General features: G+C 53.2%; 20 protein-coding genes. 7 read left to right on the forward strand and 13 right to left on the reverse strand.

Annotation, left to right across the window (positions count from 1 at the left end):
- Positions 1-2: 2 nt before the first annotated feature.
- Positions 3-851, forward strand: a complete 849-nt coding sequence (gene apaH / locus JQ822_RS17635; protein WP_213134544.1) for a bis(5'-nucleosyl)-tetraphosphatase (symmetrical) ApaH — start codon at positions 3-5, stop codon at positions 849-851.
- A 59-nt stretch (positions 852-910) separates the two neighbouring features.
- On the opposite strand, the gene folA is transcribed toward apaH, so the two are convergent.
- The 9 genes from folA to JQ822_RS17680 form a co-directional block, all read right to left on the reverse strand.
- Positions 911-1,390: a type 3 dihydrofolate reductase gene (gene folA, locus JQ822_RS17640; protein ID WP_213134545.1), complete on the reverse strand. Its 480-nt coding sequence runs from the start codon at positions 1,388-1,390 to the stop codon at positions 911-913.
- Positions 1,391-1,588: 198 nt separating this feature from the next.
- Entirely contained in the window at positions 1,589-3,451 is a 1,863-nt protein-coding gene (gene kefC, locus JQ822_RS17645; RefSeq protein ID WP_213134546.1) for a glutathione-regulated potassium-efflux system protein KefC, read from the reverse strand.
- Positions 3,444-3,974: a glutathione-regulated potassium-efflux system oxidoreductase KefF gene (gene kefF / locus JQ822_RS17650; RefSeq protein WP_213134547.1), complete on the reverse strand. Its 531-nt coding sequence runs from the start codon at positions 3,972-3,974 to the stop codon at positions 3,444-3,446. The genes kefC and kefF overlap by 8 nt, the downstream gene beginning before the upstream one ends.
- A 104-nt stretch (positions 3,975-4,078) precedes the next feature.
- On the reverse strand, positions 4,079-4,312 hold the full coding sequence (locus tag JQ822_RS17655) for a YgdI/YgdR family lipoprotein (protein WP_213134548.1): 234 nt from the start codon (positions 4,310-4,312) through the stop codon (positions 4,079-4,081).
- 90 nt (positions 4,313-4,402) lie between these two features.
- Entirely contained in the window at positions 4,403-5,746 is a 1,344-nt protein-coding gene (locus tag JQ822_RS17660) for an MFS transporter (RefSeq protein WP_213134549.1), read from the reverse strand.
- A 99-nt stretch (positions 5,747-5,845) separates the two neighbouring features.
- Entirely contained in the window at positions 5,846-6,133 is a 288-nt protein-coding gene (gene fixX, locus JQ822_RS17665) for a ferredoxin-like protein FixX (RefSeq protein ID WP_096758345.1), read from the reverse strand.
- Positions 6,130-7,416: an FAD-dependent oxidoreductase gene (locus tag JQ822_RS17670; RefSeq protein WP_213134550.1), complete on the reverse strand. Its 1,287-nt coding sequence runs from the start codon at positions 7,414-7,416 to the stop codon at positions 6,130-6,132. The genes fixX and JQ822_RS17670 overlap by 4 nt, the downstream gene beginning before the upstream one ends.
- A gap of 49 nt (positions 7,417-7,465) precedes the next feature.
- Positions 7,466-8,407 (reverse strand): electron transfer flavoprotein subunit alpha/FixB family protein, encoded by a 942-nt coding sequence (locus JQ822_RS17675; RefSeq protein ID WP_213134551.1) that lies wholly within the window; start codon positions 8,405-8,407, stop codon positions 7,466-7,468.
- A 15-nt stretch (positions 8,408-8,422) separates the two neighbouring features.
- Positions 8,423-9,193, reverse strand: coding sequence for an electron transfer flavoprotein FixA (locus tag JQ822_RS17680; protein ID WP_213134552.1), 771 nt, complete (start codon positions 9,191-9,193; stop codon positions 8,423-8,425).
- Positions 9,194-9,673: 480 nt separating this feature from the next.
- On the opposite strand from JQ822_RS17680, the gene caiT reads away from it, so the two are divergent.
- From caiT to caiE, 6 genes are all read left to right on the forward strand, one after another.
- Positions 9,674-11,191, forward strand: coding sequence for an L-carnitine/gamma-butyrobetaine antiporter (gene caiT / locus JQ822_RS17685; protein ID WP_213134553.1), 1,518 nt, complete (start codon positions 9,674-9,676; stop codon positions 11,189-11,191).
- A gap of 34 nt (positions 11,192-11,225) precedes the next feature.
- On the forward strand, positions 11,226-12,368 hold the full coding sequence (gene caiA, locus JQ822_RS17690; RefSeq protein ID WP_005124373.1) for a crotonobetainyl-CoA dehydrogenase: 1,143 nt from the start codon (positions 11,226-11,228) through the stop codon (positions 12,366-12,368).
- A gap of 60 nt (positions 12,369-12,428) precedes the next feature.
- A complete protein-coding gene (gene caiB, locus JQ822_RS17695; protein WP_213134554.1) occupies positions 12,429-13,646 on the forward strand; it encodes an L-carnitine CoA-transferase in 1,218 nt (405 codons plus the stop codon).
- Positions 13,647-13,709: 63 nt separating this feature from the next.
- Complete coding sequence (gene caiC, locus JQ822_RS17700; RefSeq protein ID WP_213134555.1) at positions 13,710-15,263, forward strand: crotonobetaine/carnitine-CoA ligase; 1,554 nt, start codon at positions 13,710-13,712, stop codon at positions 15,261-15,263.
- A 54-nt stretch (positions 15,264-15,317) separates the two neighbouring features.
- The gene (caiD, locus tag JQ822_RS17705) at positions 15,318-16,103 is read left to right on the forward strand and encodes a crotonobetainyl-CoA hydratase (protein WP_213134556.1); all 786 of its coding nucleotides are present in this window, start codon (positions 15,318-15,320) and stop codon (positions 16,101-16,103) included.
- A gap of 6 nt (positions 16,104-16,109) precedes the next feature.
- Entirely contained in the window at positions 16,110-16,706 is a 597-nt protein-coding gene (gene caiE, locus JQ822_RS17710; RefSeq protein ID WP_213134557.1) for a carnitine operon protein CaiE, read from the forward strand.
- 76 nt (positions 16,707-16,782) lie between these two features.
- Here the strand turns inward: caiE and caiF are convergent, their stop codons facing one another.
- The 4 genes from caiF to dapB form a co-directional block, all read right to left on the reverse strand.
- Positions 16,783-17,178 carry a carnitine metabolism transcriptional regulator CaiF gene (caiF, locus tag JQ822_RS17715; protein ID WP_213134558.1) on the reverse strand — a complete coding sequence of 132 codons (396 nt, stop codon included), beginning with the start codon at positions 17,176-17,178 and terminating at the stop codon, positions 16,783-16,785.
- 275 nt (positions 17,179-17,453) lie between these two features.
- A complete protein-coding gene (carB, locus tag JQ822_RS17720) occupies positions 17,454-20,678 on the reverse strand; it encodes a carbamoyl-phosphate synthase large subunit (protein WP_213134559.1) in 3,225 nt (1,074 codons plus the stop codon).
- A gap of 18 nt (positions 20,679-20,696) precedes the next feature.
- Positions 20,697-21,845, reverse strand: coding sequence for a glutamine-hydrolyzing carbamoyl-phosphate synthase small subunit (gene carA / locus JQ822_RS17725; RefSeq protein ID WP_213134560.1), 1,149 nt, complete (start codon positions 21,843-21,845; stop codon positions 20,697-20,699).
- Positions 21,846-22,301: 456 nt separating this feature from the next.
- Positions 22,302-23,123 carry a 4-hydroxy-tetrahydrodipicolinate reductase gene (gene dapB, locus JQ822_RS17730; RefSeq protein ID WP_213134561.1) on the reverse strand — a complete coding sequence of 274 codons (822 nt, stop codon included), beginning with the start codon at positions 23,121-23,123 and terminating at the stop codon, positions 22,302-22,304.
- Between the last annotated feature and the right edge of the window lie 30 nt (positions 23,124-23,153).

Raw genomic sequence — 23,153 nt, forward strand, 5'->3', positions numbered from 1 at the left:
CTATGGCAACATACCTCATTGGCGACGTTCACGGTTGTTACGACGAACTGATCGCATTGCTGCATCAAGTAAATTTTGCCCCTGGGAAAGATACCTTATGGCTCACCGGCGACCTGGTCGCTCGTGGGCCCGGCTCGCTGGACGTGCTGCGCTATGTCAAATCGCTCGGCGACAGCGTACGGTTAGTATTAGGTAATCACGATTTACACCTGCTGGCCGTGTTTGCAGGCATCAGCCGGAATAAACCCAAGGACCGCCTCACATCGCTACTCGAAGCCCCGGATGCTGATTCGCTGCTGAACTGGCTACGTCGCCAGCCGCTACTGCAGATTGATGAAGAGAAGAAGCTGGTGATGGCGCATGCCGGGATTACCCCACAGTGGGACCTGCAGACCGCGAAAGAGTGTGCTCGCGATGTCGAAGCGGTCCTGTCGAGCGACTCGTATCCGTTCTTCCTCGATGCCATGTATGGCGACATGCCCAACAACTGGACGCCGGAACTGACGGGACTGGCCCGGTTACGTTTTATTACTAACGCCTTTACTCGTATGCGCTACTGTTTCCCGAACGGCCAACTGGACATGTACAGCAAAGAGTCACCGGAAGATGCACCAGCCCCGCTGAAACCGTGGTTTGCCATTCCTGGCCCCGTCAGTGACGCCTATAGCATTGCTTTTGGGCATTGGGCATCGCTGGAGGGTAAAGGCACGCCAGAAGGAATTTACGCGCTGGATACGGGCTGTTGCTGGGGTGGGGATCTCACCTGTCTGCGTTGGGAAGACAAGCAGTACTTTACTCAGCCGTCAAATCGCCATCTGAAGCTGGATCCAGGCGAGGCGGTCAACGCCTGATCGTTAGTTTGTAGGCCGGATAAGGCATTTACGCCGCCATCCGGCATTACATTAGCAACTTAGCGACGTTCCAGAACTTCGAAGCAATAACTGTGAGAGTTTTGCGCGTCGGCATCGTGGAATTCGCTGAAAACAGATTCCCAATCGTCCGGTTCGTAGTCCGGGAAATGCGTATCCCCTTCTACTTCTGCATCAATATGCGTCAGATACAGCTTCTGCGCTTTTGGCAGGAACTGCTCATACACGCGCCCACCGCCAATCACCATAATCTCTGGTTCATCGCCACAGGCCGCAATAGCCTCATCAACAGACTTCACCCACTGCACGCGATCGTCGGTGCCAGGTTGACTACTGATGACGATATTTTTACGCCCTGGCAACGGTCGCCCGATGGATTCCCAGGTATGGCGCCCCATAACAACTGGCTTGTTTAAGGTATTACGTTTAAACCAGGCGAGATCGGCAGGTAGGTTCCACGGCATGGCGTTTTCCATACCGATGACGCGATCTACCGCTAACGCCGCAATCAGACTGATCATTGAATATTTCCCGGATACAAAAAAATTGTCGCCACTATACGGAAAGCGCAATCTTTCGTCGACTGGCGGAAAGAGGATGTGCACGAAAATTTTCCGTTCTGCTGGCGATCCGACCTATTTCTGGTGGAGCGCCAGCATTACAGTAGTTCAAAAACAGTCAATTAGCAGTAAAGTTTGCAGAACATCACATTTTTTACCCTATGCTGACGGTTTCACTTCCGGCTCATCGGCGGCGTCGCCCGTATGTTTACCTTCATCCGTGCCTTGCCAGCCATGGCGTTGAATTAACGATAAGTGCTGACGATCTTCCGCAATAATTTCACTCAGCATGGCACTGGTGCGTTTATAAACCGCCGCGCGCGAAATCGCGTCGTTTTCACCTTTCACCATCTCTTCAACCATCAGCATATTGAAGCGACGAAAGACATCGGCCCGCTCGCGTGCCTCATAGCGCCCAAGTCCCAGACCTTCCAGTGCCAGACGCCCGGTTTTCAGTGCCCCCTCGAAGGTTTCACGCTCGGGCATCTCTACCCCCGCCTGGCGTAACCGGATGTAATGATCGACATCGCGCGCCCGGGCTATAATTTGCAGGTGCGGGAAATGCGCTTTCACCATTTCGGTCAGTTGCAGACTGGTTTGCGGATCGTCAATGGCGTTAATGATCACTTCCGCTTTCGCGGCCCCCGCAGACTCCAGCAAATCCATCCGCGTCGCATCACCATAAAAAACCTTCATGCCAAATTTGCGCAGCGTTTCGATATGGTCTGGGTCGTGATCGAGTACCACCATTTTCACACCACTCGACAACAGCAAACGACCGGTTATCTGACCAAATCGCCCAAATCCGGCGATGATCACCCGCGGCTGTTCCTCATCGATTTCATCCGCCTCACGCGCTTCATCGGTGGACGATTTTTCCAGACGCGTCAGGAGCACCAGTAAAATCGGCGTAGCCGCCATCGACAGCGCCACCGCCAGCGTCAGCGCTTTTGCCCATTCCGGATCGAGCACGTTTGCCATTTGTGCCGCGCCAAACACCACGAAGGCAAACTCACTGCCCTGCCCTAATAATACGGCAAACCAGCGACGCTGCTTATTCGGTACCTGCAACGGTCTGGCAATCACCCACAGCATGATGGTTTTGATCGCCAGGAAACCGACCAGCAGAATAATAATGCGTAATGGATTATCAATCAGCGTACCGAAGTCGATAGACATCCCCACGCCGATGAAAAAAAGCCCCAGCAGCAGCCCTTTAAACGGTTCGATATCGCTTTCCAGCGCATGGCGATACTCCGAACTCGCCAGCAGCACACCGGCCAGGAATGCGCCCATCGCCATCGACAGGCCAACTTCTTCCAGCAATAAGCCAAAGCCAAAAACAAGAAACAGCGCGACGGCGCTGAAGACTTCCCGCAGCCCGGAACGCGCCACAAAACGCAATGCCGGACGGGTGACGTAACGCCCTAACAGCACCACCAGCACCAGCGCACCGGCAACTTTCAGCGCGGACAGCGCAAACGCTCCGAGCGTGGTTGACGCGCCGCTCGCCGCCAGTAAGGGGATCATCGCCACCAGAGGGATGGCGGCGATATCCTGGAACAGCAGCACGGCAAACGCGCTACGCCCCAGTTGCGACACCATCAGGTTACGTTCATTCATCGCCTGCATGGCGATAGCGGTGGAGGAAAGCGCCAGCGTCATGCCAATCAGTTCTGCCACCTGCCAGCGCAGGCCGAGGAACATACAGAACAAACCAATCAGCCCACCGCAAACCACCATTTGCAGTGCACCGCCGCCGAATACCGAGGTTCTCAGTTTCCATAAGCGCTGCGGGTCAAGTTCCAGACCGATGACAAACAGCATCAGCACCACGCCGATTTCCGCAAAATGCAGGATAGCTTCTGCATCCGTCACCAGCCTCAGGCCCCACGGTCCGATAATGCACCCGGCGATGAGATACCCCAGCACCGATCCTAACCCCAGCCGTACCGCAATCGGCACAATCAACGCCGCCGAACCGAGATAAATCAGCGCCTGTATCAGCGTATGGCTATCCATGGTGTGCCTCCTGCCATTCCATTAAACGCTGCTTGTAATGACGCGCCTGCGCCTGCAGCGTTTCGTCATCACAGATAAACGTACAGTGCATGGCAAACGGCGGCAGCCATTTGAGACCGCAATATAATGCCGTGGCCTGCAAAGGTTGGGAAAGCACGTCAAAACCTGGATGGGAGCCAATATCAAAATGATTTTCACCGCCGCCGGTGGTGACCGCCCACAGCAGATGTTTTCCGTGCAGCGCGGTGCCGCCATGGCCATACGCCCAGCCGTGAGAGAGAACTTTGTCCATCCACAGTTTGAGGAGAGGTGGTGTGCTGTACCACTGTATGGGGTGTTGCCAGACGATAAGATTCGCGCGCGCCAGCGCATCCTGTTCAGCGGCGATATCGATATTGAAGTCGGGATAGAGTTCATACAGCGAACGAACCTCTACACCCTCCAGCGTCCTTGCCTGCTCAAGCATCCGCTTATTCGCATGCGAGTGCTGCGGATAGGGATGCGCATAAATGATGAGAATCATGATTAGCCTGCTATTACTGCATTATTGTAATACCAGTGAGTTTAGTCACTTAATCCGCAGGCTAAAAGTCAATATTATTGAGTAGCTGAATGGAGAAAACTGAACTAGTTGTCCAGTTCACTCATATCCTTAACCTGATCACGGTTAATCTGTTCCGTTTTACCGGTTTCCGCGTTCTTATACGACACCAGACCGGTATCGTCATCCACCTGCGGCTTGCCGTCGGTAACAATGGTTTTACCATCGGTAGTTTTAACCGCCTGGTTTGAGGAACAACCGCCAACGGTAAACAGTGCTGCTGCGGTAAAAATGGTGGTGATCAGAATATGTTTTTGCATGGTGTTCTCCCTGCTTTTCAGTCATTTTCAGTGATATACCCGTTAACTGTAGGCTAACTGACTGAGTAACAGGGAAAATACAGAACACTCCTAATAACTTACTCTGGATACAGGCTTGCTGCGAATCGTCATTTGGCTGGTTTGCGCCAGCGTTAACCCCCGAGTTTCTGGCGCAAAGGCAATGGAAACCAACAGGCCAATCAGCGAAATTCCGGCCCCCATTAGCATCACATGACTGATCCCGTATTTGCTGATGAAAACAGGGAGCGCCCAGGTGGAAACAATGGTTCCTACCCGGCTTAACGACATGATCACGCCGACGGCAGACGCACGAATATCAGTAGGGAACAGCTCATTGGGGTACAGCCACTGGAGATTCCCCGGCCCTCCCGAGAAAAACGCATACACGGCAAACGCCAGCACCACCAGCCAGACGCCCATATCCGGAATCAACCCCAACGCTGCCAGCGCCAGCGTCATCATAATAAAGCTGCCGATCAACAGCGGTCGACGGCCCGCGCTATTCAGCCAGAACATCGGCGGAATACAGCCCAGCATAAAGCACAGGCTAATCACCACGTTACCCAGCGCGGCGCTTTTCCCGACGCCGAGGCCCAGCAGACCTACAATCTGTGGACCAAAGGTATAAATGGCGAACATCGGGATCACCTGACAGGTCCAGATGGCGGCAACAAACAGGACAAAAGGGAAATGCCGGCGATTAAACAGCTGGAGAAATCGTGTTTCCTGCGGCGCTTCTTCGTCGAACACCACCGGTTCGCCGAACAGCTTGATCATCATCGCTTCACACTCTTTTACCCGGCCTTTACGCAGCAGCCAGCGCGGCGATTCGGGAAGATCGAAGCGACCAATCAGGATCAAAATGCAGGGGATCACCGCGCTACCCAACATCCAGCGCCATCCGCCCTCGACATCATACAGCCAGTAGCCGACCAGATCGGCGCAGGTCGCACCGACATACCACATGGCGGCAATAAAACCGATGGAGAAGGCGCGCTGGCGGGTGTTGGAGAACTCAGTGATCATCGAAGTAGCTATCGGATAATCAGCCCCGATCACCACTCCGATCAACACCCGCATCACCAGCAGTTCAACAGGAGAAGAAACAAACATCGTCGCCGCCGATATCACGCCAATAGCGATGATATCGATGATGAACATTTTGCGCCGCCCGACTTTATCGGAGATGTAGCCAAACAGCGACGTGCCGACAAACAGCCCAGCCAGCGTGCCGGCTCCCAGCAGGCCAATCCACTCGGCATCCAGATTCAATGCCGGTGTGAGCTGCTCGAGCGCCACGCCAATCATCACCAGCACATAGCCATCCAGAAACGGCCCGCCGCTTCCCCACAGCATTATCCGGCGGTGAATAGAGGTGAATTTGATGTCATCAAAGTTCCTGGGCTGCGGCATGGTTTTATCCTTTTTTAACTGATTGCCTGACGCTTATCAGGCCTACGGTTCACACATTTTTGTAGGCCGGATAAGGTGAAACGACTATCCGGCAACCGATTAACCGTAGCGAAACTCCACGCCAAACGTCCCACGTGGGTACTCCCATTTTTCCAGCGCCGTATCAAGTCCGAGAATTCGACATGTTCCGCATTCCAGGCAACCGGCGTAATCAAAGCGCACGCTGCCGTCATCCTGCTTTTTATACAATCCGGCCGGGCAGGCTTTAATCAACACCTCCAGCACCTGTTTGTCGGGCTGAGTTTTCAGAATGATGTGCGGGCTTTCTTCATCCACATTGAATTTATTGACGCCCAGTTTGACGTCCACATTGACGGGAGAAGTCATAATACGGTCACTCCTTTCAGGCCATCTTTCATCAGATTGATGAAACCCACTTTCTTCGCATGGCGCAGCAGTGTCTTACGCATCGGAACCGGCACTGAGCCATCAACGGTGAACAGGTCGCGGGCGATATTGACCACCATTTCGGGATAGGCGGTAAACATGCGCGGGTTATCAAGAAAAGCAGGCAGCTTCTGATACATGCGCATATCGCGCATCGGGCCATCGTCCAGATGCTGACGGTATTCACCCAGCGACTGTTTGCTAAAGTCGTCGCGCTTCATGGCTGAAAGCACCGTTTTCGCTGCCGCTTCGCCTGCGGATATCGCCAAATCCATACCGCGAATGGTAAAACCGAGGTTCATGCACATCCCGGCGGCATCACCGGCAATCAGTACGCCGTCGCCCACCAGTTCCGGCTGCATATTCATCCCGGCTTCCGGTACAACGTGTGCGGCATATTCCACCAGCTTGCCACCGGCGATCAGCGGGGCAACGACCGGATGCTGTTTAAAATCTTCCAGCATTTGTGGGACCGATTTTTTCGCGTCTTTCAGGTGGTGAAGGCCGCATACCAGCCCTAAAGACACGGTTGTTTCATTGGTATAGAGGAAGCCGCCGCCCATCAGACCATCGGTTGGCGAACCGGCAAACAGGCAGGCTGCACCTTCATTGCCCTGCAGATGAAAGCGATCTTCAATCACTGATTTCGGTAATTCGATAAGCTCCTTCACGCCAACGGCAACATGTGCCGCCTCGACGCGCTTTGCCATGCCCAACTTTTCAGCCAACAGAGAATTCACGCCATCAGCAAGGATCACGACTTTGGCTTCAAGAATGTCGCCATCGGCTTCCACGCCCACGACTTTGCCATCACGCTGGACGACGTTATCCACGCGAATGCCGGTGATCAGTTGAGCCCCCGCTTCCTCGGCCTGTTCCATCAGCCAGGCATCAAATTTACTGCGCAATACGGAATAAGAAACCTGCGATGGCGTCGCGTCTTCTCCGTTACAGTAATCCATCGTCATCGCCCCTTTTTCGGTCATAAAGGCGAGTTTTTCGTGGGTGATCATGCGTTCAATGGGGGCATGTTCAGCAAAGCCGGGGATAATGCGCTCCAGGCTATGCGCATACATGCGCCCCCCGGTGACATTCTTCGCGCCAGCAGAATTGCCGCGCTCGATAACCAGCACCTGTGCGCCTTCGCGAGCGAGCACCAGCGCTGCAACCGAACCGGCCAGGCCTGCACCCACGATGATGGCATCAAAGATATCTTCGGACATACGTACTCCTGTCAGCGGCAGGACACCTTCGCATCCTGCCCGAAATGGTTTAGCGCGCGAATGCGGCCGTCAGCGCAGGCAGGATCTTCAGCGCATCACCGACGATGCCAAAGTCCGCGTACTGGAAAATCGGGGCATTTTTGTCTTTGTTAATAGCAAAAATCGTCTGTGCGCCGTTCGCACCAACCATGTGCTGGATCTGCCCGGAGATCCCCACGGCCAGATACAACTCAGGTTTTAGCATCAGATTGGAGATACCGACGTAGCGTTCGTGCTCCATCCATTTCTCGTTTTCTGCCACCGGACGGGAGCAGGCCAGTTCGGCCCCCATGGCCTGACACAGCGCTTCGGCCAGCGAGATATTCTCTTTGCTGCCGATACCGCGCCCCACGCTGACCACCAGGCGCGCCTTATCGAGATCGACGCTATTGCTTTTACGCGCCTGCGTGGCGGTGCGGATAACGGCGGTAGCCGGAGCCTGCCACTGCACATCATGCTTCTCGCCGCTGCGGGAAGCATCTGGCTGCATCGCTTCAAACGTTCCGCTGCTGAGCGTGATCACCGCAAATGGCGAGGCGATGGTTTCCGCCCCCAAAGCCAGACCGCCGTAAACCATGTGTTTGACCGCGGCATTACCGTCCTGCAACGTCACCGCGCTGGCGTCGTTAGAGACCGCAGCCGACAACCGAAAGCCCAGCTTTGCCGCCAGCAGTTTGCCGCGACGCGTATTCGGCAGCAGTACCGCGCCGCCCTCGCTGTGCTGACGAATAGTCTGGGCCATCACGCCCGCATAATCTTCCATCATGCGGTCATCTGGCTTTCCGTTGAGCAGCCAGACATGGTTCGCACCCAGTTGGTGAGCCGCCGCGCTGTCAGCCTCGTTCAGTACGAACGTGTTAATTGTTTCACCTAAAGCCTGCGCACCACTCATCAGTTCCGGCAGACGAGAAGGGGTATCGCTGAATACCCAGACACTGGAAAACTTGTTCATAACATCCCCTGATAATTAAATGATTTTGCGCAGGTTCTCGACAAACGCGGCAATCTGTTCTTCACCGTCACCTTCAATCACCACGCGCTGACGCTCGCGTTGTTTTGGTGCAGCAACCTGTTGGACGGAATACGCATCCACGCCATTAAGCGCAATATCCGCTGGCGACCAGACCTGTACCGGTTTTTTCGCCGCGCCAAGAATGGCTTTCATGGACGGAATTTGTGGTGTGTTGATATCGGTAGAGACCGCAATCACCGCCGGAAGCGGGATGCTCAGGGTTTCTATTTCATCTTCCAGCTCACGCTCTACCGTAAGGGTGTTATCCACCAGCGAGAGGATCTTGCTCACGCCATTAATCGCCGGGATATTCAGCGTTTCGCCCACCAGCAGGCCGACCTGCTGCGCATAAAGATCGGAAGATCCGTCGCCGCAGATAAGCAGATCAAAACCAGATTTTTGTGCCGCAGCCGCCAGTGCTGCCGCCGTATGCTGTGGCAGCGCCTGTTCAAATTGATCGTCAATCACCACGATCAGTTCATCCGGGCCACGTGAGAGCACATCTTTGCGCCCTTTAACATTGGTCAACGCTTTGCCGCCCACACTCAGCGCAACAACCTGAGCCTCCCCTACTTGTTGTTTTAACTGGCAGGCAGCTTCAATCGCATTCAGGTCGTACTGACTAATTTTGGCGTCGGCCTTACTGAGATCCAGCGAACCGTCAGCATTATTAATCACAATATCCTGTTCATCAGGCACGCATTTGTAGCAAGTAATTATCTTCATTGCATCTCCAGAAATCATGAAGGAAACGTATTTATATCGGCGGTGTTAAATACAGATATCACGCTCTTTAATTCGGAAATAAAACATTAATCACCAATATTGAAAATGTCACACATTGAAATTCGTAACTTTCAATAGTGTTATGTACCTCACCAATATTGAAAGGCACACGTCAAATATGAAAATTTTCAATATTGTTTGCTGGCTCAACAATATTGAAAGATAACCACTTAAAAAACTTAAAAAACCAACATCAAGTAACTGATTAACAACAATAAATATCAAAAAACCAACCAAAATCGCCAGCGTAAAAAAGTGTGACGAACATAACAGAAGCTCCAGTAATGAATACCCATTATGAGTTACTCACCGAGGCGCCACAGAGGTTAAATAGTTATCAACAAATTATTAATAATAAATATACAAAACGGCACAATCGGGAACGCTAAATAAATTTCGTTTTCACACTGGAATTCACTTATGAAAAATGAAAAGAAAAAATCGGGAATAGAACCAAAGGTTTTTTTCCCGCCATTAATAATTGTCGGAATACTTTGTTGGCTAACAGTAAGAGATCTTGATGCCGCGAATGTGGTTATTAATGCGGTATTCAGTTACGTCACCAACGTCTGGGGTTGGGCATTTGAATGGTATATGGTCATCATGCTAGGCGGCTGGTTCTGGCTGGTCTTTGGTCCGTACGCCAAAAAGAAATTAGGTGACGAAAAACCGGAGTTTAGCACCGCCAGCTGGATTTTTATGATGTTCGCCTCCTGTACATCGGCTGCCGTGCTGTTCTGGGGTTCAATCGAGATTTACTACTATATCTCTACCCCACCGTTTGCACTCGCCCCGAACTCCACCGGCGCAAAAGAGCTTGGCCTGGCATACAGCCTGTTCCACTGGGGACCGCTGCCGTGGGCAACCTACAGCTTCCTTTCTGTTGCCTTCGCCTACTTCTTCTTTGTGCGCAAGATGGATGTTATCCGTCCCAGCTCCACGCTGGTGCCGTTGGTTGGCGAGAAGCACGCAAAAGGGCTGTTCGGCACGATCGTCGATAACTTCTACCTGGTCGCGCTGATCTTTGCGATGGGTACCAGCCTCGGTCTGGCCACACCGCTGGTAACCGAGTGTATCCAGTACCTGTTCGGCATTCCGCATACGCTGCAATTAGACGCCATCATCATTACCTGCTGGATCATTCTCAACGCCATTTGCGTGGCGTGCGGTCTGCAAAAAGGGGTGAAGATCGCCAGCGACATTCGTAGCTACCTGAGCTTTCTGATGCTGGGCTGGGTGTTTATCGTCAGCGGCGCCAGCTTCATCATGAACTACTTCACCGACTCCGTCGGTATGCTGATGATGTATCTGCCACGCATGCTGTTCTATACCGATGCTATCGGTAAAGGCGGTTTCCCGCAGGGCTGGACGGTCTTCTACTGGGCATGGTGGGTGATTTACGCCATCCAGATGAGTATCTTCCTCGCCCGTATTTCTCGCGGTCGTACCGTACGTGAACTGTGCTTCGGCATGGTGCTGGGTCTGACGGCTTCCACCTGGATCCTGTGGACTGTCCTTGGCAGCAACACGCTGCTATTGATGGATAAAAATATTCTCAACATCCCGCAACTGATTGAACAGCACGGCGTGGCGCGCGCCATTATCGAAACCTGGGCCGCCTTGCCGTTCAGCACCGCCACTATGTGGGGATTCTTTATCCTCTGCTTTATTGCCACCGTCACCCTGATTAACGCCTGTTCTTACACCCTGGCAATGTCCACCTGCCGCGAAATTCGTGACGGTGAAGAACCGCCTCTGCTGGTACGTATCGGCTGGTCGGTACTGGTGGGCGTCATCGGTATTGTTCTGCTGGCACTGGGCGGGTTGAAGCCTATCCAGACGGCGATTATTGCCGGAGGATGCCCGCTGTTCTTCGTCAACATTATGGTCACGCTGTCCTTTATTAAAGACGCCAAAGTGCACTGGAAAGACAAGTAATTCTCATTAACTCAATTGATCAAGAGGCTGAAAGATGGATTTCAACTTAAATGACGAGCAGGAACTGTTTGTCGCCGGTATTCGTGAACTGATGGCCAGTGAGAACTGGGAAGCTTATTTTGCCGAGTGCGATCGTGACAGCGTCTACCCAGAACGTTTTGTGAAAGCGCTGGCGGATATGGGCATCGATAGCCTGCTGATCCCGGAAGAGCACGGTGGTCTGGAAGCGGGATTTGTCACCGTTGCCGCCGTCTGGATGGAGTTAGGTCGCCTTGGCGCGCCAACCTATGTGCTGTACCAGTTACCGGGCGGTTTTAACACGTTCCTGCGTGAAGGGACTCAGGAACAAATTGATAAAATTATGGCGTTCCAGGGTACCGGTAAGCAGATGTGGAACTCCGCCATTACCGAACCGGGAGCGGGATCGGATGTTGGCAGTCTGAAAACCACTTATACACGCAAAAATGGTAAGGTTTATCTTAATGGCAGTAAGTGCTTTATCACCAGCAGCGCCTATACCCCGTATATCGTGGTGATGGCGAGAGATGGTGCATCGCCGGATAAACCCGTTTACACCGAGTGGTTTGTTGACATGAGTAAGGCCGGTATCAAGGTCAATAAGCTGGAGAAACTCGGTCTGCGCATGGATAGCTGCTGTGAAATCACCTTTGATGACGTTGAACTGGACGAGAAAGACATGTTCGGCCGGGAAGGCAATGGTTTCAACCGCGTGAAAGAAGAGTTTGACCACGAACGCTTCCTCGTCGCCCTGACCAACTATGGCACCGCAATGTGCGCTTTTGAAGACGCCGCGCGCTACGCCAATCAGCGCGTTCAGTTTGGCGAAGCGATCGGTCGCTTCCAGCTGATTCAGGAGAAGTTTGCGCATATGGCGATCAAACTGAACTCGATGAAAAACATGCTGCTGGAAGCCGCGTGGAAAGCAGATAACGGCACCATTACCTCGGGTGATGCGGCCATGTGCAAATACTTCTGCGCCAATGCCGCGTTTGAGGTCGTAGACACCGCCATGCAGGTGCTGGGCGGTGTGGGCATCGCGGGCAATCATCGCATCACACGCTTCTGGCGTGACCTGCGCGTTGACCGTGTTTCCGGTGGCTCTGACGAAATGCAGATCCTGACATTGGGTCGTGCGGTACTCAAGCAATACCGCTAAGTGGAATGCCGGATGGCGCTTCGCTTATCCGGCCTACAACTAACTGCCAGGAGCTAAATTATGGGCCATTTACCAATGCCGGCGTTTGGGCCGCTTGCCGGGGTTCGGGTTGTCTTTTCAGGGATCGAAATTGCCGGGCCGTTCGCCGGGCAAATGTTTGCCGAATGGGGCGCTGAGGTTATCTGGATTGAAAACGTCGCCTGGGCCGATACCATCCGCGTGCAACCCAACTACCCGCAGCTCTCACGCCGCAACCTGCACGCCCTGTCGCTCAATATTTTCAAAGATGAAGGCCGGGAAGCGTTTCTAAAGTTAATGGAAACCACCGACATTTTCATTGAAGCCAGTAAAGGCCCGGCCTTTGCCCGCCGTGGTATTACCGATGAAGTCTTGTGGCAACACAACCCGAAGCTGGTTATCGCTCACCTCTCCGGCTTCGGCCAGTTTGGTACCGATGAGTACACTAATCTTCCGGCTTACAACACCATCGCCCAGGCATTCAGCGGTTATCTGATTCAAAACGGCGACGTTGACCAACCGATGCCCGCTTTCCCCTACACCGCCGATTACTTCTCAGGTATGACCGCCACCACCGCGGCGCTGGCGGCCCTACACAAAGTGCGCGAAACGGGTAAAGGCGAAAGTATTGATATTGCTATGTACGAAGTCATGCTGCGTATGGGCCAGTATTTCATGATGGATTACTTCAACGGCGGTGAAATTTGCCCACGTATGACCAAAGGCAAAGATCCTTACTACGCCGGTTGCGGCCTGTATAAATGCGCTGACGGTTACATCGTGATGGAGTTGGTCGGCATTACGCAAATCAGCGAGTGCTTCAAGGATATTGGTCTGGCGCACATCCTCGGTACGCCGGAAGTCCCGGAAGGCACGCAGCTTATCCATCGTGTGGAATGCCCTTACGGCCCGCTCGTGGAAGAGAAGCTGGATGCCTGGCTGGCAGAACACACCATTGCCGAAGTCCAGGCGCGCTTTGCCGAGCTGAACATCGCCTGCGCGAAAGTACTGACGATTCCGGAACTGGAAGACAACCCGCAGTACGTTGCCCGTGAATCTATTACCCAGTGGCAAACGATGGACGGTCGCACCTGTAAAGGGCCAAACATCATGCCGAAATTTAAAAACAACCCGGGGAAAATCTGGCGTGGCATGCCGTCACACGGCATGGATACCGCCGCCATTCTGAAAAACATTGGTTATAGCGAAGCAGACATAAATGAGCTGGTCGGCAAAGGCCTGGCCAGAGTTGAGGAATAAACGCGATGCGCTGATCGGCTTTGCTGGTTAGCGCTCACGCCTGATTTAAGCGGATAAGATAAAATGGATATCGTTGGCGGACAAAACTTACGTCAGATGTGGGACGACCTGGCCGGGGTGTACGGAGATAAAACGGCGCTTATTTTCGAATCCTGTGAAGGAAACGTTCGACAGTTTAGCTATGCCTCGCTCAATAAAGAGATTAACCGCACGGCAAATCTTTTTCATTCATTGGGCATACGCAAAGGCGATAAGGTTGCATTGCATCTGGATAACTGCCCGGAATTCATTTTTTGCTGGTTTGGGCTGGCAAAAATTGGTGCCGTGATGGTGCCGATTAACGCCCGCTTGCTGGGGGAAGAAAGCGCCTGGATCCTGCAAAACAGCCAGGTCAGCTTGCTGGTCACCAGCGCCCAGTTTTATCCTATGTACCGCCAGATAAAACAGGAAAATACCACACCGCTTAATCACATCTGTCTGATTGGCGAGGAATATCCAGCTGACGACGACGTGAGCCACTTTACCCAACTGCAGGCGCGCCAGTCGGCTACGCTGTGCTATACGCCGCCGTTATCCACTGACGACACGGCGGAAATTCTGTTTACCTCAGGCACCACCTCGCGTCCCAAAGGGGTGGTCATTACCCACTATAACCTGCGTTTTGCCGGCTACTACTCCTCCTGGCAAATCGCCCTGCGCGATGACGACGTCTACCTGACGGTAATGCCCGCCTTCCACATCGACTGCCAGTGTACGGCAGCCATGGCGGCTTTCTCCGCAGGCTGCACCTTTGTTCTGGTAGAGAAGTACAGCGCCAGGGCGTTTTGGGATCAGGTGCGTAAATACCAGGCGACGGTGACGGAATGCATCCCGATGATGATCCGCACGCTGATGGTGCAGCCCGCAAGCCCGACGGACAAACAGCACAATCTGCGTGAAGTAATGTTCTATCTCAATTTGTCGGTGCAGGAAAAAGACGATTTTATCGCGCGCTTTGGCGTCAGGCTTTTGACCTCATACGGCATGACGGAAACCATCGTCGGTATTATTGGCGACCGTCCCGGAGACAAACGGCGCTGGCCTTCCATTGGTCGCGTGGGCTTTAGCTATGAAGCCGAAATCCGTGACGATCATAATCAGGCACTACCTGCCGGAGAAATTGGTGAAATCTGCATTAAGGGCGTACCGGGTAAAACGATATTTAAGGAGTACTACGCACAGCCGCAGGCCACCGCCAGAGCGCTGGAGTCTGACGGCTGGCTGCATACTGGTGATTCCGGTTACCAGGATGAAGAAGGCTTTTTCTATTTCGTCGACAGACGCTGCAACATGATTAAACGCGGTGGGGAAAATGTTTCCTGCGTCGAACTGGAAAATATTATCTCTGCTCACCCTAAAATTCAGGATATTGTCATTGTTGGTATAAAAGACGCTATCCGCGATGAAGCCATTAAAGCATTCATCGTTCTGAATGAAGGTGAAACATTAAGCGAAACGGAATTCTTCAGTTTCTGCGAATGCAATATGGCGAAATTTAAGGTTCCTTCTTTTATGGAGATAAGAGCCGACCTGCCGCGTAATTGTTCAGGAAAAATAATCAAAAAAAATCTGAAATAACCCTTCTGGTCGGAATTCCTCCTGCCGGAAAACTTATTTATCTGGAGATGAACTATGAGTGAATCATTACATCTGACCCGCAATGGCCCGATTCTGGAAATTACATTAGATCGCCCAAAAGCGAATGCCATTGACGCCAAAACCAGTTTTGCCATGGGCGAGGCTTTTCTGAATTTCCGCGACGATCCGGAATTGCGCGTAGCGATCATCACCGGCGGCGGTGAGAAATTCTTTTCCGCAGGCTGGGACTTAAAAGCGGCGGCAGAAGGCGAAGCGCCGGATGCCGACTTTGGTCCAGGCGGCTTTGCCGGTTTAACCGAGATTTTCGACCTCGACAAACCGGTCATTGCCGCAGTCAACGGCTATGCTTTCGGCGGCGGATTCGAGCTGGCGCTGGCGGCGGACCTTATCGTCTGCGCAGAAAACGCCAGTTTCGCACTACCGGAAGCCAAACTTGGGATCGTGCCTGACAGCGGCGGCGTACTGCGCCTACCCAAGCTTTTGCCGCCTGCTATCGTCAACGAAATGGTGATGACCGGCAGACGGATGAGCGCCGAAGAAGCGCTGCGCTGGGGGATAGTGAACCGCGTCGTCAGCCAGTCTGAACTGATGGACAGCGCCCGCGAACTGGCGCAGCAGCTGGTGAATAGCGCCCCGCTGGCTATCGCTGCGCTGAAAGAGATTTACCGTGCTACCAGCGAAATGCCGGTAGAAGAAGGCTACCGTTACATCCGCAGCGGTGTGCTGAAGCACTATCCGGCAGTGCTGCACTCGGAAGATGCGCTCGAAGGGCCGCAGGCCTTTGCCGAAAAACGCGATCCGGTGTGGAAAGGACGCTGATAACTCATGAGCTATTACGCCTTTGAAGGCCTGATTCCGGTAGTGCATCCAGAGGCGTATGTCCATCCCAGCGCCGTGTTGATCGGCGATGTGATCGTGGGGGCTGGCGTCTACGTCGGCCCACTCGCCTCGCTACGCGGTGACTATGGTCGTCTGATTCTGGAGGCAGGTTCTAATCTGCAGGATGGCTGCATCATGCACGGTTACTGCGACACAGACACTATCGTGCATGAGAACGGGCACATCGGACATGGCGCAATCCTGCACGGTTGCATAGTTGGCAGGGATGCGCTGGTCGGTATGAACAGCGTGATTATGGACGGCGCGGTAATTGGCGAGGAGAGCATTGTCGCCGCCATGAGCTTTGTCAAAGCCGGGTTTCAGGGGGAGGCAAGGCAACTGCTGGTCGGTTCTCCTGCTCGCGTGCTACGCGAAGTCACAGACCAGGAGCTGAACTGGAAACGGCTGAACACCAAAGAGTATCAAGATCTGGCGGTCCGCTGCCTGGCAGGTTTACGCGAAACACAGCCATTAACGCAGGTCGAAGAAAACCGGCCGCGCCTGCAAGGCACGACGGACGTGAAGCCAAAATCAGCACGGTAATTGATGCCGGATGCGCTCACGCTTATCCGGCCTACGAGTTAATCACCGTTTATGCCGCCATCAGGAAAACTGACAATTAGCGACGCATACTTTTTGACAGCATCATCTGCCATTTCTGCTCACGGTTAAGCTCTGTTGGGGGAACGGCTGGCATGCGCGGCGTTTTCGCCACACTGACTTTTTTTTCCTGCAAATTGTGGCTCAATCGGCTGTAGAGATGAGAATCAATACTCACGACTTTTACCAGGCGCTGGCACTGGCAGCCCCGTCCTGCAATCTGATTAGGGATCATCTTAACTTCGCAAACAATTTCACTCACTTCTGACAAAATATAAGAGAGCGTATTAATCGCTTTGCAGTGTTCAATATCAAAATGACGGGAAATCTCCTTTGCCGTGACCCAACGATCCTCTGCCATTACCCAGTCAGCAATTAACAAATACAGTGGTTTTTCAACATATTCATTACACATAAGCACACCATTTCACAAATTAAAAATCTGGCTACGGCCTGTCCAAATAAATAAAAACTAAGCCATATTAAAATTGTGGATATAAGGAATAGTATGCGACTTAAATGTTGATTAGTGTGAGCAACATCGTGCTTATTACATTGAAAATGTGGTTATGCAACCGCATTTGGCCAGGAATGACCTTACGAGATATAAAAAAAGGTTTCTTTACAGAAACCCTTTCAAAATTATATTGCAGGTTCGGTTAACGCAAATTTCACCGAACCTACTGTTTATTACTTTTTGATCTGCGCGTGCATTTCCTGCACCGAAATCACCTTCTCGGTAGCATCCGCATTCAGCGCCATGGCCGTGGCGAAACCGCCGTTCAGGGTGGTGTCGTAATGCACTTTGTATTGCAGCGCACTGCGGCGAATCAGCTTGGAGTCTTCAATCGCCTGACGACCTTCGGTGGTGTTGATGATGTAGGTATACTCGCCATTCTTGATACGGTCCTGAATGTGCGGACGACCTTCATGCACCTTATTCACCAGACGTGGGTTGATGCCCGCTTCGCCCAGCACGATCGCCGTACCGTGCGTTGCATCCAGCTCGAAACCAAACTTCAGTAATTTCGCCGCCAGGTCAACCACGCGCTCTTTATCGCCTTCACGAACGGAGAGCAGCGCACGGCCCTGTTTCTTCATGGTGGAACTGCTGCCCAATTGCGCCTTAGCGAACGCTTCCGCGAAGGTGCGGCCCACCCCCATCACTTCCCCGGTAGAGCGCATTTCTGGCCCTAACAGCGGGTCAACGCCCGGGAACTTGTTGAACGGCAGCACCACTTCTTTTACCGAGTAGTACGGTGGAATGATTTCTTTGGTCACACCCTGCTGTGCCAGCGTTTGTCCTGCCATTACTCGCGCCGCCACTTTTGCCAGCGGTACGCCGGTGGCTTTAGAAACGAACGGTACGGTACGCGCCGCACGCGGGTTGACTTCAATCAGGTAAACTTCGTTGTTCTTCACCGCAAACTGCACGTTCATCAGGCCGCGAACCTGCAGCTCGAAGGCCAGTTTCTGCACCTGCTGACGCATCACGTCCTGAATTTCCTGACTCAGCGTGTAGGCTGGCAGGGAACACGCTGAGTCACCGGAGTGCACGCCCGCCTGCTCGATGTGCTCCATGATGCCGCCAATCAGCACCATTTCGCCGTCGCAAATAGCATCAACGTCGACTTCAATCGCGTCGTCTAAGAAACGGTCCAGCAGCACGGGGGCATCGTTAGAGACGCTGACCGCAGTCTGGAAGTAGCGACGCAGGTCGGCTTCGTCGTAGACGATTTCCATCGCACGGCCACCGAGAACGTAGGACGGACGCACCACCAGCGGATAGCCAATCTCTTTCGCCTTCTCGACAGCCATTTCAATGGCGGTAACGGTGGCGTTAGCCGGTTGTTTCAGCTTCAGACGATCAACCGCCTGCTGGAAACGTTCACGGTCTTCGGCGCGGTCAATCGCGTCCGGACTGGTGCCGATAACCGGCACACCTGCAGCCTCCAGCGCGCGCGCCAGCTTCAGCGGGGTCTGCCCGCCATACTGGACGATAACGCCTTTCGGCTTCTCGATGCGCACGATTTCCAGCACATCTTCGAACGTTACCGGTTCGAAGTACAGACGGTCTGAGGTGTCGTAGTCGGTAGAAACCGTTTCAGGGTTACAGTTGACCATGATGGTCTCGAAACCGTCTTCGCGCAGCGCCAGGGAAGCATGTACGCAGCAGTAGTCAAACTCGATGCCCTGACCGATACGGTTCGGCCCACCGCCCAGCACCATAATTTTGTCACGATCCTGCGTCGGATTCGCTTCGCACTCTTCTTCATACGTGGAGTACATGTAGGCGGTGTCGGTGGAGAACTCCGCGGCGCAGGTATCCACACGCTTGTAAACCGGGTGCAGCTTATACTGTTCGCGCAGTTTACGGATTTCTGCTTCGCGCACGCCCGCCAGCTTCGCCAGACGCGCATCGGCAAAGCCTTTACGCTTAAGCTGGCGCAGGAAGTCGGCGTCGAGGCCGGTAATACCGACTTCGGTCACTTTCTCTTCCAGACGCACCAGTTCTTCAATCTGTACCAGGAACCAGCGGTCGATGTTGGTCAGGTTGAACACGCCGTCAACAGACAGACCAGCGCGGAAGGCGTCAGCGATGTACCAGATACGCTCAGCGCCTGCGTCTTTCAGCTCGCGGCGGATTTTGGTCAGCGCTTCCGGGTCATCGAGGCTCACTTTCGGGTCAAAACCGGTCGCGCCCACTTCCAGACCGCGCAGCGCTTTCTGCAGAGATTCCTGCTGGGTGCGGCCAATCGCCATCACTTCGCCGACCGATTTCATCTGGGTGGTCAGACGGTCGTTAGCACCAGCAAATTTTTCGAAGTTAAAGCGAGGGATTTTGGTCACAACGTAGTCGATGGACGGTTCGAACGATGCCGGGGTGCGTCCACCGGTGATGTCGTTCATCAGCTCATCGAGGGTGTAACCGACCGCCAGCTTCGCCGCCACTTTGGCAATCGGGAAGCCGGTCGCTTTCGACGCCAGCGCCGAGGAGCGGGAAACGCGCGGGTTCATCTCGATAACAATCAGACGACCGTTTTTCGGGTTCACCGCAAACTGCACGTTTGAACCGCCGGTTTCTACGCCGATTTCACGCAGTACCGCCATCGAGGCGTTACGCATGATTTGATATTCTTTGTCAGTCAGCGTCTGGGCTGGCGCCACGGTGATGGAGTCACCGGTATGAATGCCCATGGCGTCGAAGTTTTCAATCGAGCAGACGATGATGCAGTTGTCGTTTTTATCACGCACCACTTCCATCTCGTACTCTTTCCAGCCAATCAGCGACTCATCAATCAACAGCTCTTTGGTTGGGGAAAGATCCAGACCGCGTTCGCAAATCTCTTCGAACTCTTCGCGGTTATAGGCGATACCGCCGCCGGTGCCGCCCATGGTGAAGCTAGGTCGGATGATGCACGGGAAGCCTACGTCAGCAGCAACCGCCAGCGCTTCTTCCATAGTGTGGGCGATGCCAGAACGCGCAGTGTCGAGGCCAATTTTCTTCATCGCGATGTCGAAGCGACGGCGATCTTCCGCTTTATCAATGGCATCCGCCGTCGCGCCAATCATGGTCACGCCGAACTCAGCCAGTACGCCCTGACGCTCCAGTTCCAGCGCACAGTTCAGCGCCGTCTGGCCGCCCATGGTCGGCAGTACCGCATCCGGGCGCTCTTTTTCGATAATTTTGCGTACCACTTCCCAGTGAATCGGCTCGATGTAGGTGGCATCGGCCATTTCCGGGTCGGTCATGATGGTCGCCGGGTTGGAGTTGACCAGGATTACGCGATAACCCTCTTCACGCAGGGCTTTACAGGCCTGTGCGCCGGAATAGTCAAACTCACACGCCTGGCCGATAACAATCGGACCCGCGCCCAGAATCAGGATACTTTTTATGTCTGTACGTTTTGGCATGGCTCTTTTAACTCCTGATTATTTCGCGGACTGACGGTATTGCTCAATAAGCTCGATAAAGTGGTCGAACAGTGGTGCAGCGTCGTGCGGCCCCGGGCTCGCTTCAGGGTGGCCCTGGAAGCTGAACGCCGGTTTATCGGTACGATGAATCCCTTGCAGTGTGCCGTCGAACAGCGACTTGTGGGTCACGCGCAGGTTGGCAGGCATGGAGGCCTCATCTACCGCAAAACCGTGGTTCTGCGCGGTGATCATCACGATGTTGTTATCAATATCTTTTACCGGATGGTTACCGCCGTGGTGGCCAAATTTCATCTTGATGGTCTTCGCACCGCTCGCCAGCGCCAGCAGCTGATGGCCGAGGCAGATGCCAAATACCGGAATATCGGTTTCGAGGAATTTCTGAATCGCAGCAATCGCATAATCACACGGTGCCGGATCGCCAGGACCGTTGGACAGGAAGATACCGTCCGGATTCATCTTTAGAACATCTTCGGCGGAGGTCTTTGCAGGCACAACCGTCAGGCGGCAGCCGCGATCCACCAACATACGCAGAATGTTGCGTTTCGCACCAAAATCGTAGGCCACGACGTGGAACGGCAGCTCTTCTTCGGACTTCGCCTCCGGCAGTTCGCCTGAAAGCGTCCAGCTCCCCTGCGTCCAGCTATACGGTTCTGTCGTAGTCACTTCTTTTGCCAGATCCATACCGTTCAGGCCCGGGAAGGCTTTCGCTTTTTCCAGCGCCAGCGCCGCATCCAGATTATCGCCTGCGATGATGCAGCCGTTCTGAGCGCCTTTCTCGCGCAGCAGACGGGTCAGCTTACGAGTATCGATATCGGCAATCGCCACGATGTTATGGCGCTTGAGGTAAGAAGAGAGGTCTTCGGTGTTGCGGTAGTTGCTGGCAATCAGCGGCAGGTCACGGATGACCAGGCCTTGCGCATGTACCTGGGAGGATTCTGCATCGGCTTCATTGGTGCCGACATTGCCGATATGAGGATAAGTAAGGGTGACGATTTGGCGGGAATAGGAAGGATCAGTGAGGATTTCTTGATAACCGGTCATTGAAGTATTGAAAACGACTTCCCCAACCGCCGAACCTGTTGCCCCTATGGCCCGACCGTGAAACTGGGTTCCGTCTTCCAGAACCAATAGCGCTGACTTAATCAAAACACCCTCCAGAGAATATTCACTCACTTTATTTGCATATTAATTCATTAACACATCATGAATCAATGCAAATTTGCTTACCTATGGATTTCTGGCAAACGGCGGCATTCTAGAGACAGCCCGGATAAAAGTCTACCCAAAAGGGCAATTTTTGTGATTATTTTACGCCATTGAGGTTAATCATCCAATTTAACAGGCAAAAAGATCAGCTAAGTGGAGGTAGAAAACGCTTGCGGAACGTAAACAGTGTTAAAAAGAGAATGAGCCTGAGAAAAAGTGGACCATTTGGTCAAAATTCACATTAAAGCAACAAAAAAGACACGCTAAACATTGAAAAAAACAGAACTAAACAAAAAATCACAGCAAAATGATAAAAATAAAAGGGCAATAAAACATTGCCCTATGTAATCAACTAATTATGATTACCATAACCACATCACGAAGGGTAAAAAAACCTTACAAATTGCGTAAATCAAGCACGTCACGCATATCAAAAATACCGTTTGATTTAGATTTTAACCAAATCGCCGATCTCACCGCACCGTTAGCAAACGTCATACGGCTGGACGCTTTGTGCGTAATCTCAATACGCTCACCAATATCGGCGAACATCGCGGTATGTTCCCCGACGATATCACCCGCTCGCACCGTGGCAAAACCGATAGTACCAGGTACGCGTTCACCGGTGTAACCTTCACGTGAGTAGACGGCACACTCTTTTAAATCTTTATCCAGCGCTCCGGCAATCGCCTCGCCCATCGCCAGCGCAGTGCCTGATGGCGCATCCACTTTATGCCGGTGGTGGGCTTCAATAATCTCAATATCGGTGTAATCCCCCATCACTTTCGCCGCCTTCTCCAGCAGCTTAAGCATGACGTTAACGCCCACGCTAAAGTTCGCGGCGAAGACAATAGCAATCTGCTGCGCGGCATCGTGAATAGCCTGTTTGCCCGCCTCATCAAAACCGGTGGTACCAATCACCATGCCTTTACCGTGCTGACGACAAAACGCCAGATGCGTCAGCGTGCCTTCCGGACGGGTAAAATCGATGAATACATCGAAATCATCTTTAATCGCCTCAAGGCTGCTCTGCACGGTAACGCCCGTTTTCCCAGCGCCCGCTAACTCTCCGGCATCGCTACCCAGCAGCGAAGATCCTTCGCGCTCCAGCGCTGCGCCAAGCTGTACGCCATCCATGCCGAGGGTGGCCTGAATCAACTGACGCCCCATGCGTCCTCCGGCTCCCGCGATGGCAACGCGGATTTGTGCATCATGCATAGCTATTCTCTTTTGTTAATTTTACGTAAA

The sequence above is a fragment of the Citrobacter sp. FP75 genome (assembly GCF_018342065.1).
In the GTDB taxonomy this organism is placed as follows: Bacteria; Pseudomonadota; Gammaproteobacteria; order Enterobacterales; family Enterobacteriaceae; genus Citrobacter.

Coding starts and splice junctions, on each gene's coding strand:
- dapB (WP_213134561.1), bottom strand. CDS start 23,123: ATGCATGATGCACAAATCCGCGTTGCCATCGCGGGAGCCGGAGGACGC.
- caiE (WP_213134557.1), top strand. CDS start 16,110: ATGAGCTATTACGCCTTTGAAGGCCTGATTCCGGTAGTGCATCCAGAG.
- JQ822_RS17670 (WP_213134550.1), bottom strand. CDS start 7,416: ATGTCCGAAGATATCTTTGATGCCATCATCGTGGGTGCAGGCCTGGCC.
- caiD (WP_213134556.1), top strand. CDS start 15,318: ATGAGTGAATCATTACATCTGACCCGCAATGGCCCGATTCTGGAAATT.
- kefF (WP_213134547.1), bottom strand. CDS start 3,974: ATGATTCTCATCATTTATGCGCATCCCTATCCGCAGCACTCGCATGCG.
- folA (WP_213134545.1), bottom strand. CDS start 1,390: ATGATCAGTCTGATTGCGGCGTTAGCGGTAGATCGCGTCATCGGTATG.
- caiF (WP_213134558.1), bottom strand. CDS start 17,178: ATGTGTAATGAATATGTTGAAAAACCACTGTATTTGTTAATTGCTGAC.
- carB (WP_213134559.1), bottom strand. CDS start 20,678: ATGCCAAAACGTACAGACATAAAAAGTATCCTGATTCTGGGCGCGGGT.
- caiB (WP_213134554.1), top strand. CDS start 12,429: ATGGGCCATTTACCAATGCCGGCGTTTGGGCCGCTTGCCGGGGTTCGG.
- caiT (WP_213134553.1), top strand. CDS start 9,674: ATGAAAAATGAAAAGAAAAAATCGGGAATAGAACCAAAGGTTTTTTTC.
- caiC (WP_213134555.1), top strand. CDS start 13,710: ATGGATATCGTTGGCGGACAAAACTTACGTCAGATGTGGGACGACCTG.
- JQ822_RS17680 (WP_213134552.1), bottom strand. CDS start 9,193: ATGAAGATAATTACTTGCTACAAATGCGTGCCTGATGAACAGGATATT.
- JQ822_RS17675 (WP_213134551.1), bottom strand. CDS start 8,407: ATGAACAAGTTTTCCAGTGTCTGGGTATTCAGCGATACCCCTTCTCGT.
- caiA (WP_005124373.1), top strand. CDS start 11,226: ATGGATTTCAACTTAAATGACGAGCAGGAACTGTTTGTCGCCGGTATT.
- JQ822_RS17660 (WP_213134549.1), bottom strand. CDS start 5,746: ATGCCGCAGCCCAGGAACTTTGATGACATCAAATTCACCTCTATTCAC.
- apaH (WP_213134544.1), top strand. CDS start 3: ATGGCAACATACCTCATTGGCGACGTTCACGGTTGTTACGACGAACTG.
- kefC (WP_213134546.1), bottom strand. CDS start 3,451: ATGGATAGCCATACGCTGATACAGGCGCTGATTTATCTCGGTTCGGCG.
- fixX (WP_096758345.1), bottom strand. CDS start 6,133: ATGACTTCTCCCGTCAATGTGGACGTCAAACTGGGCGTCAATAAATTC.
- JQ822_RS17655 (WP_213134548.1), bottom strand. CDS start 4,312: ATGCAAAAACATATTCTGATCACCACCATTTTTACCGCAGCAGCACTG.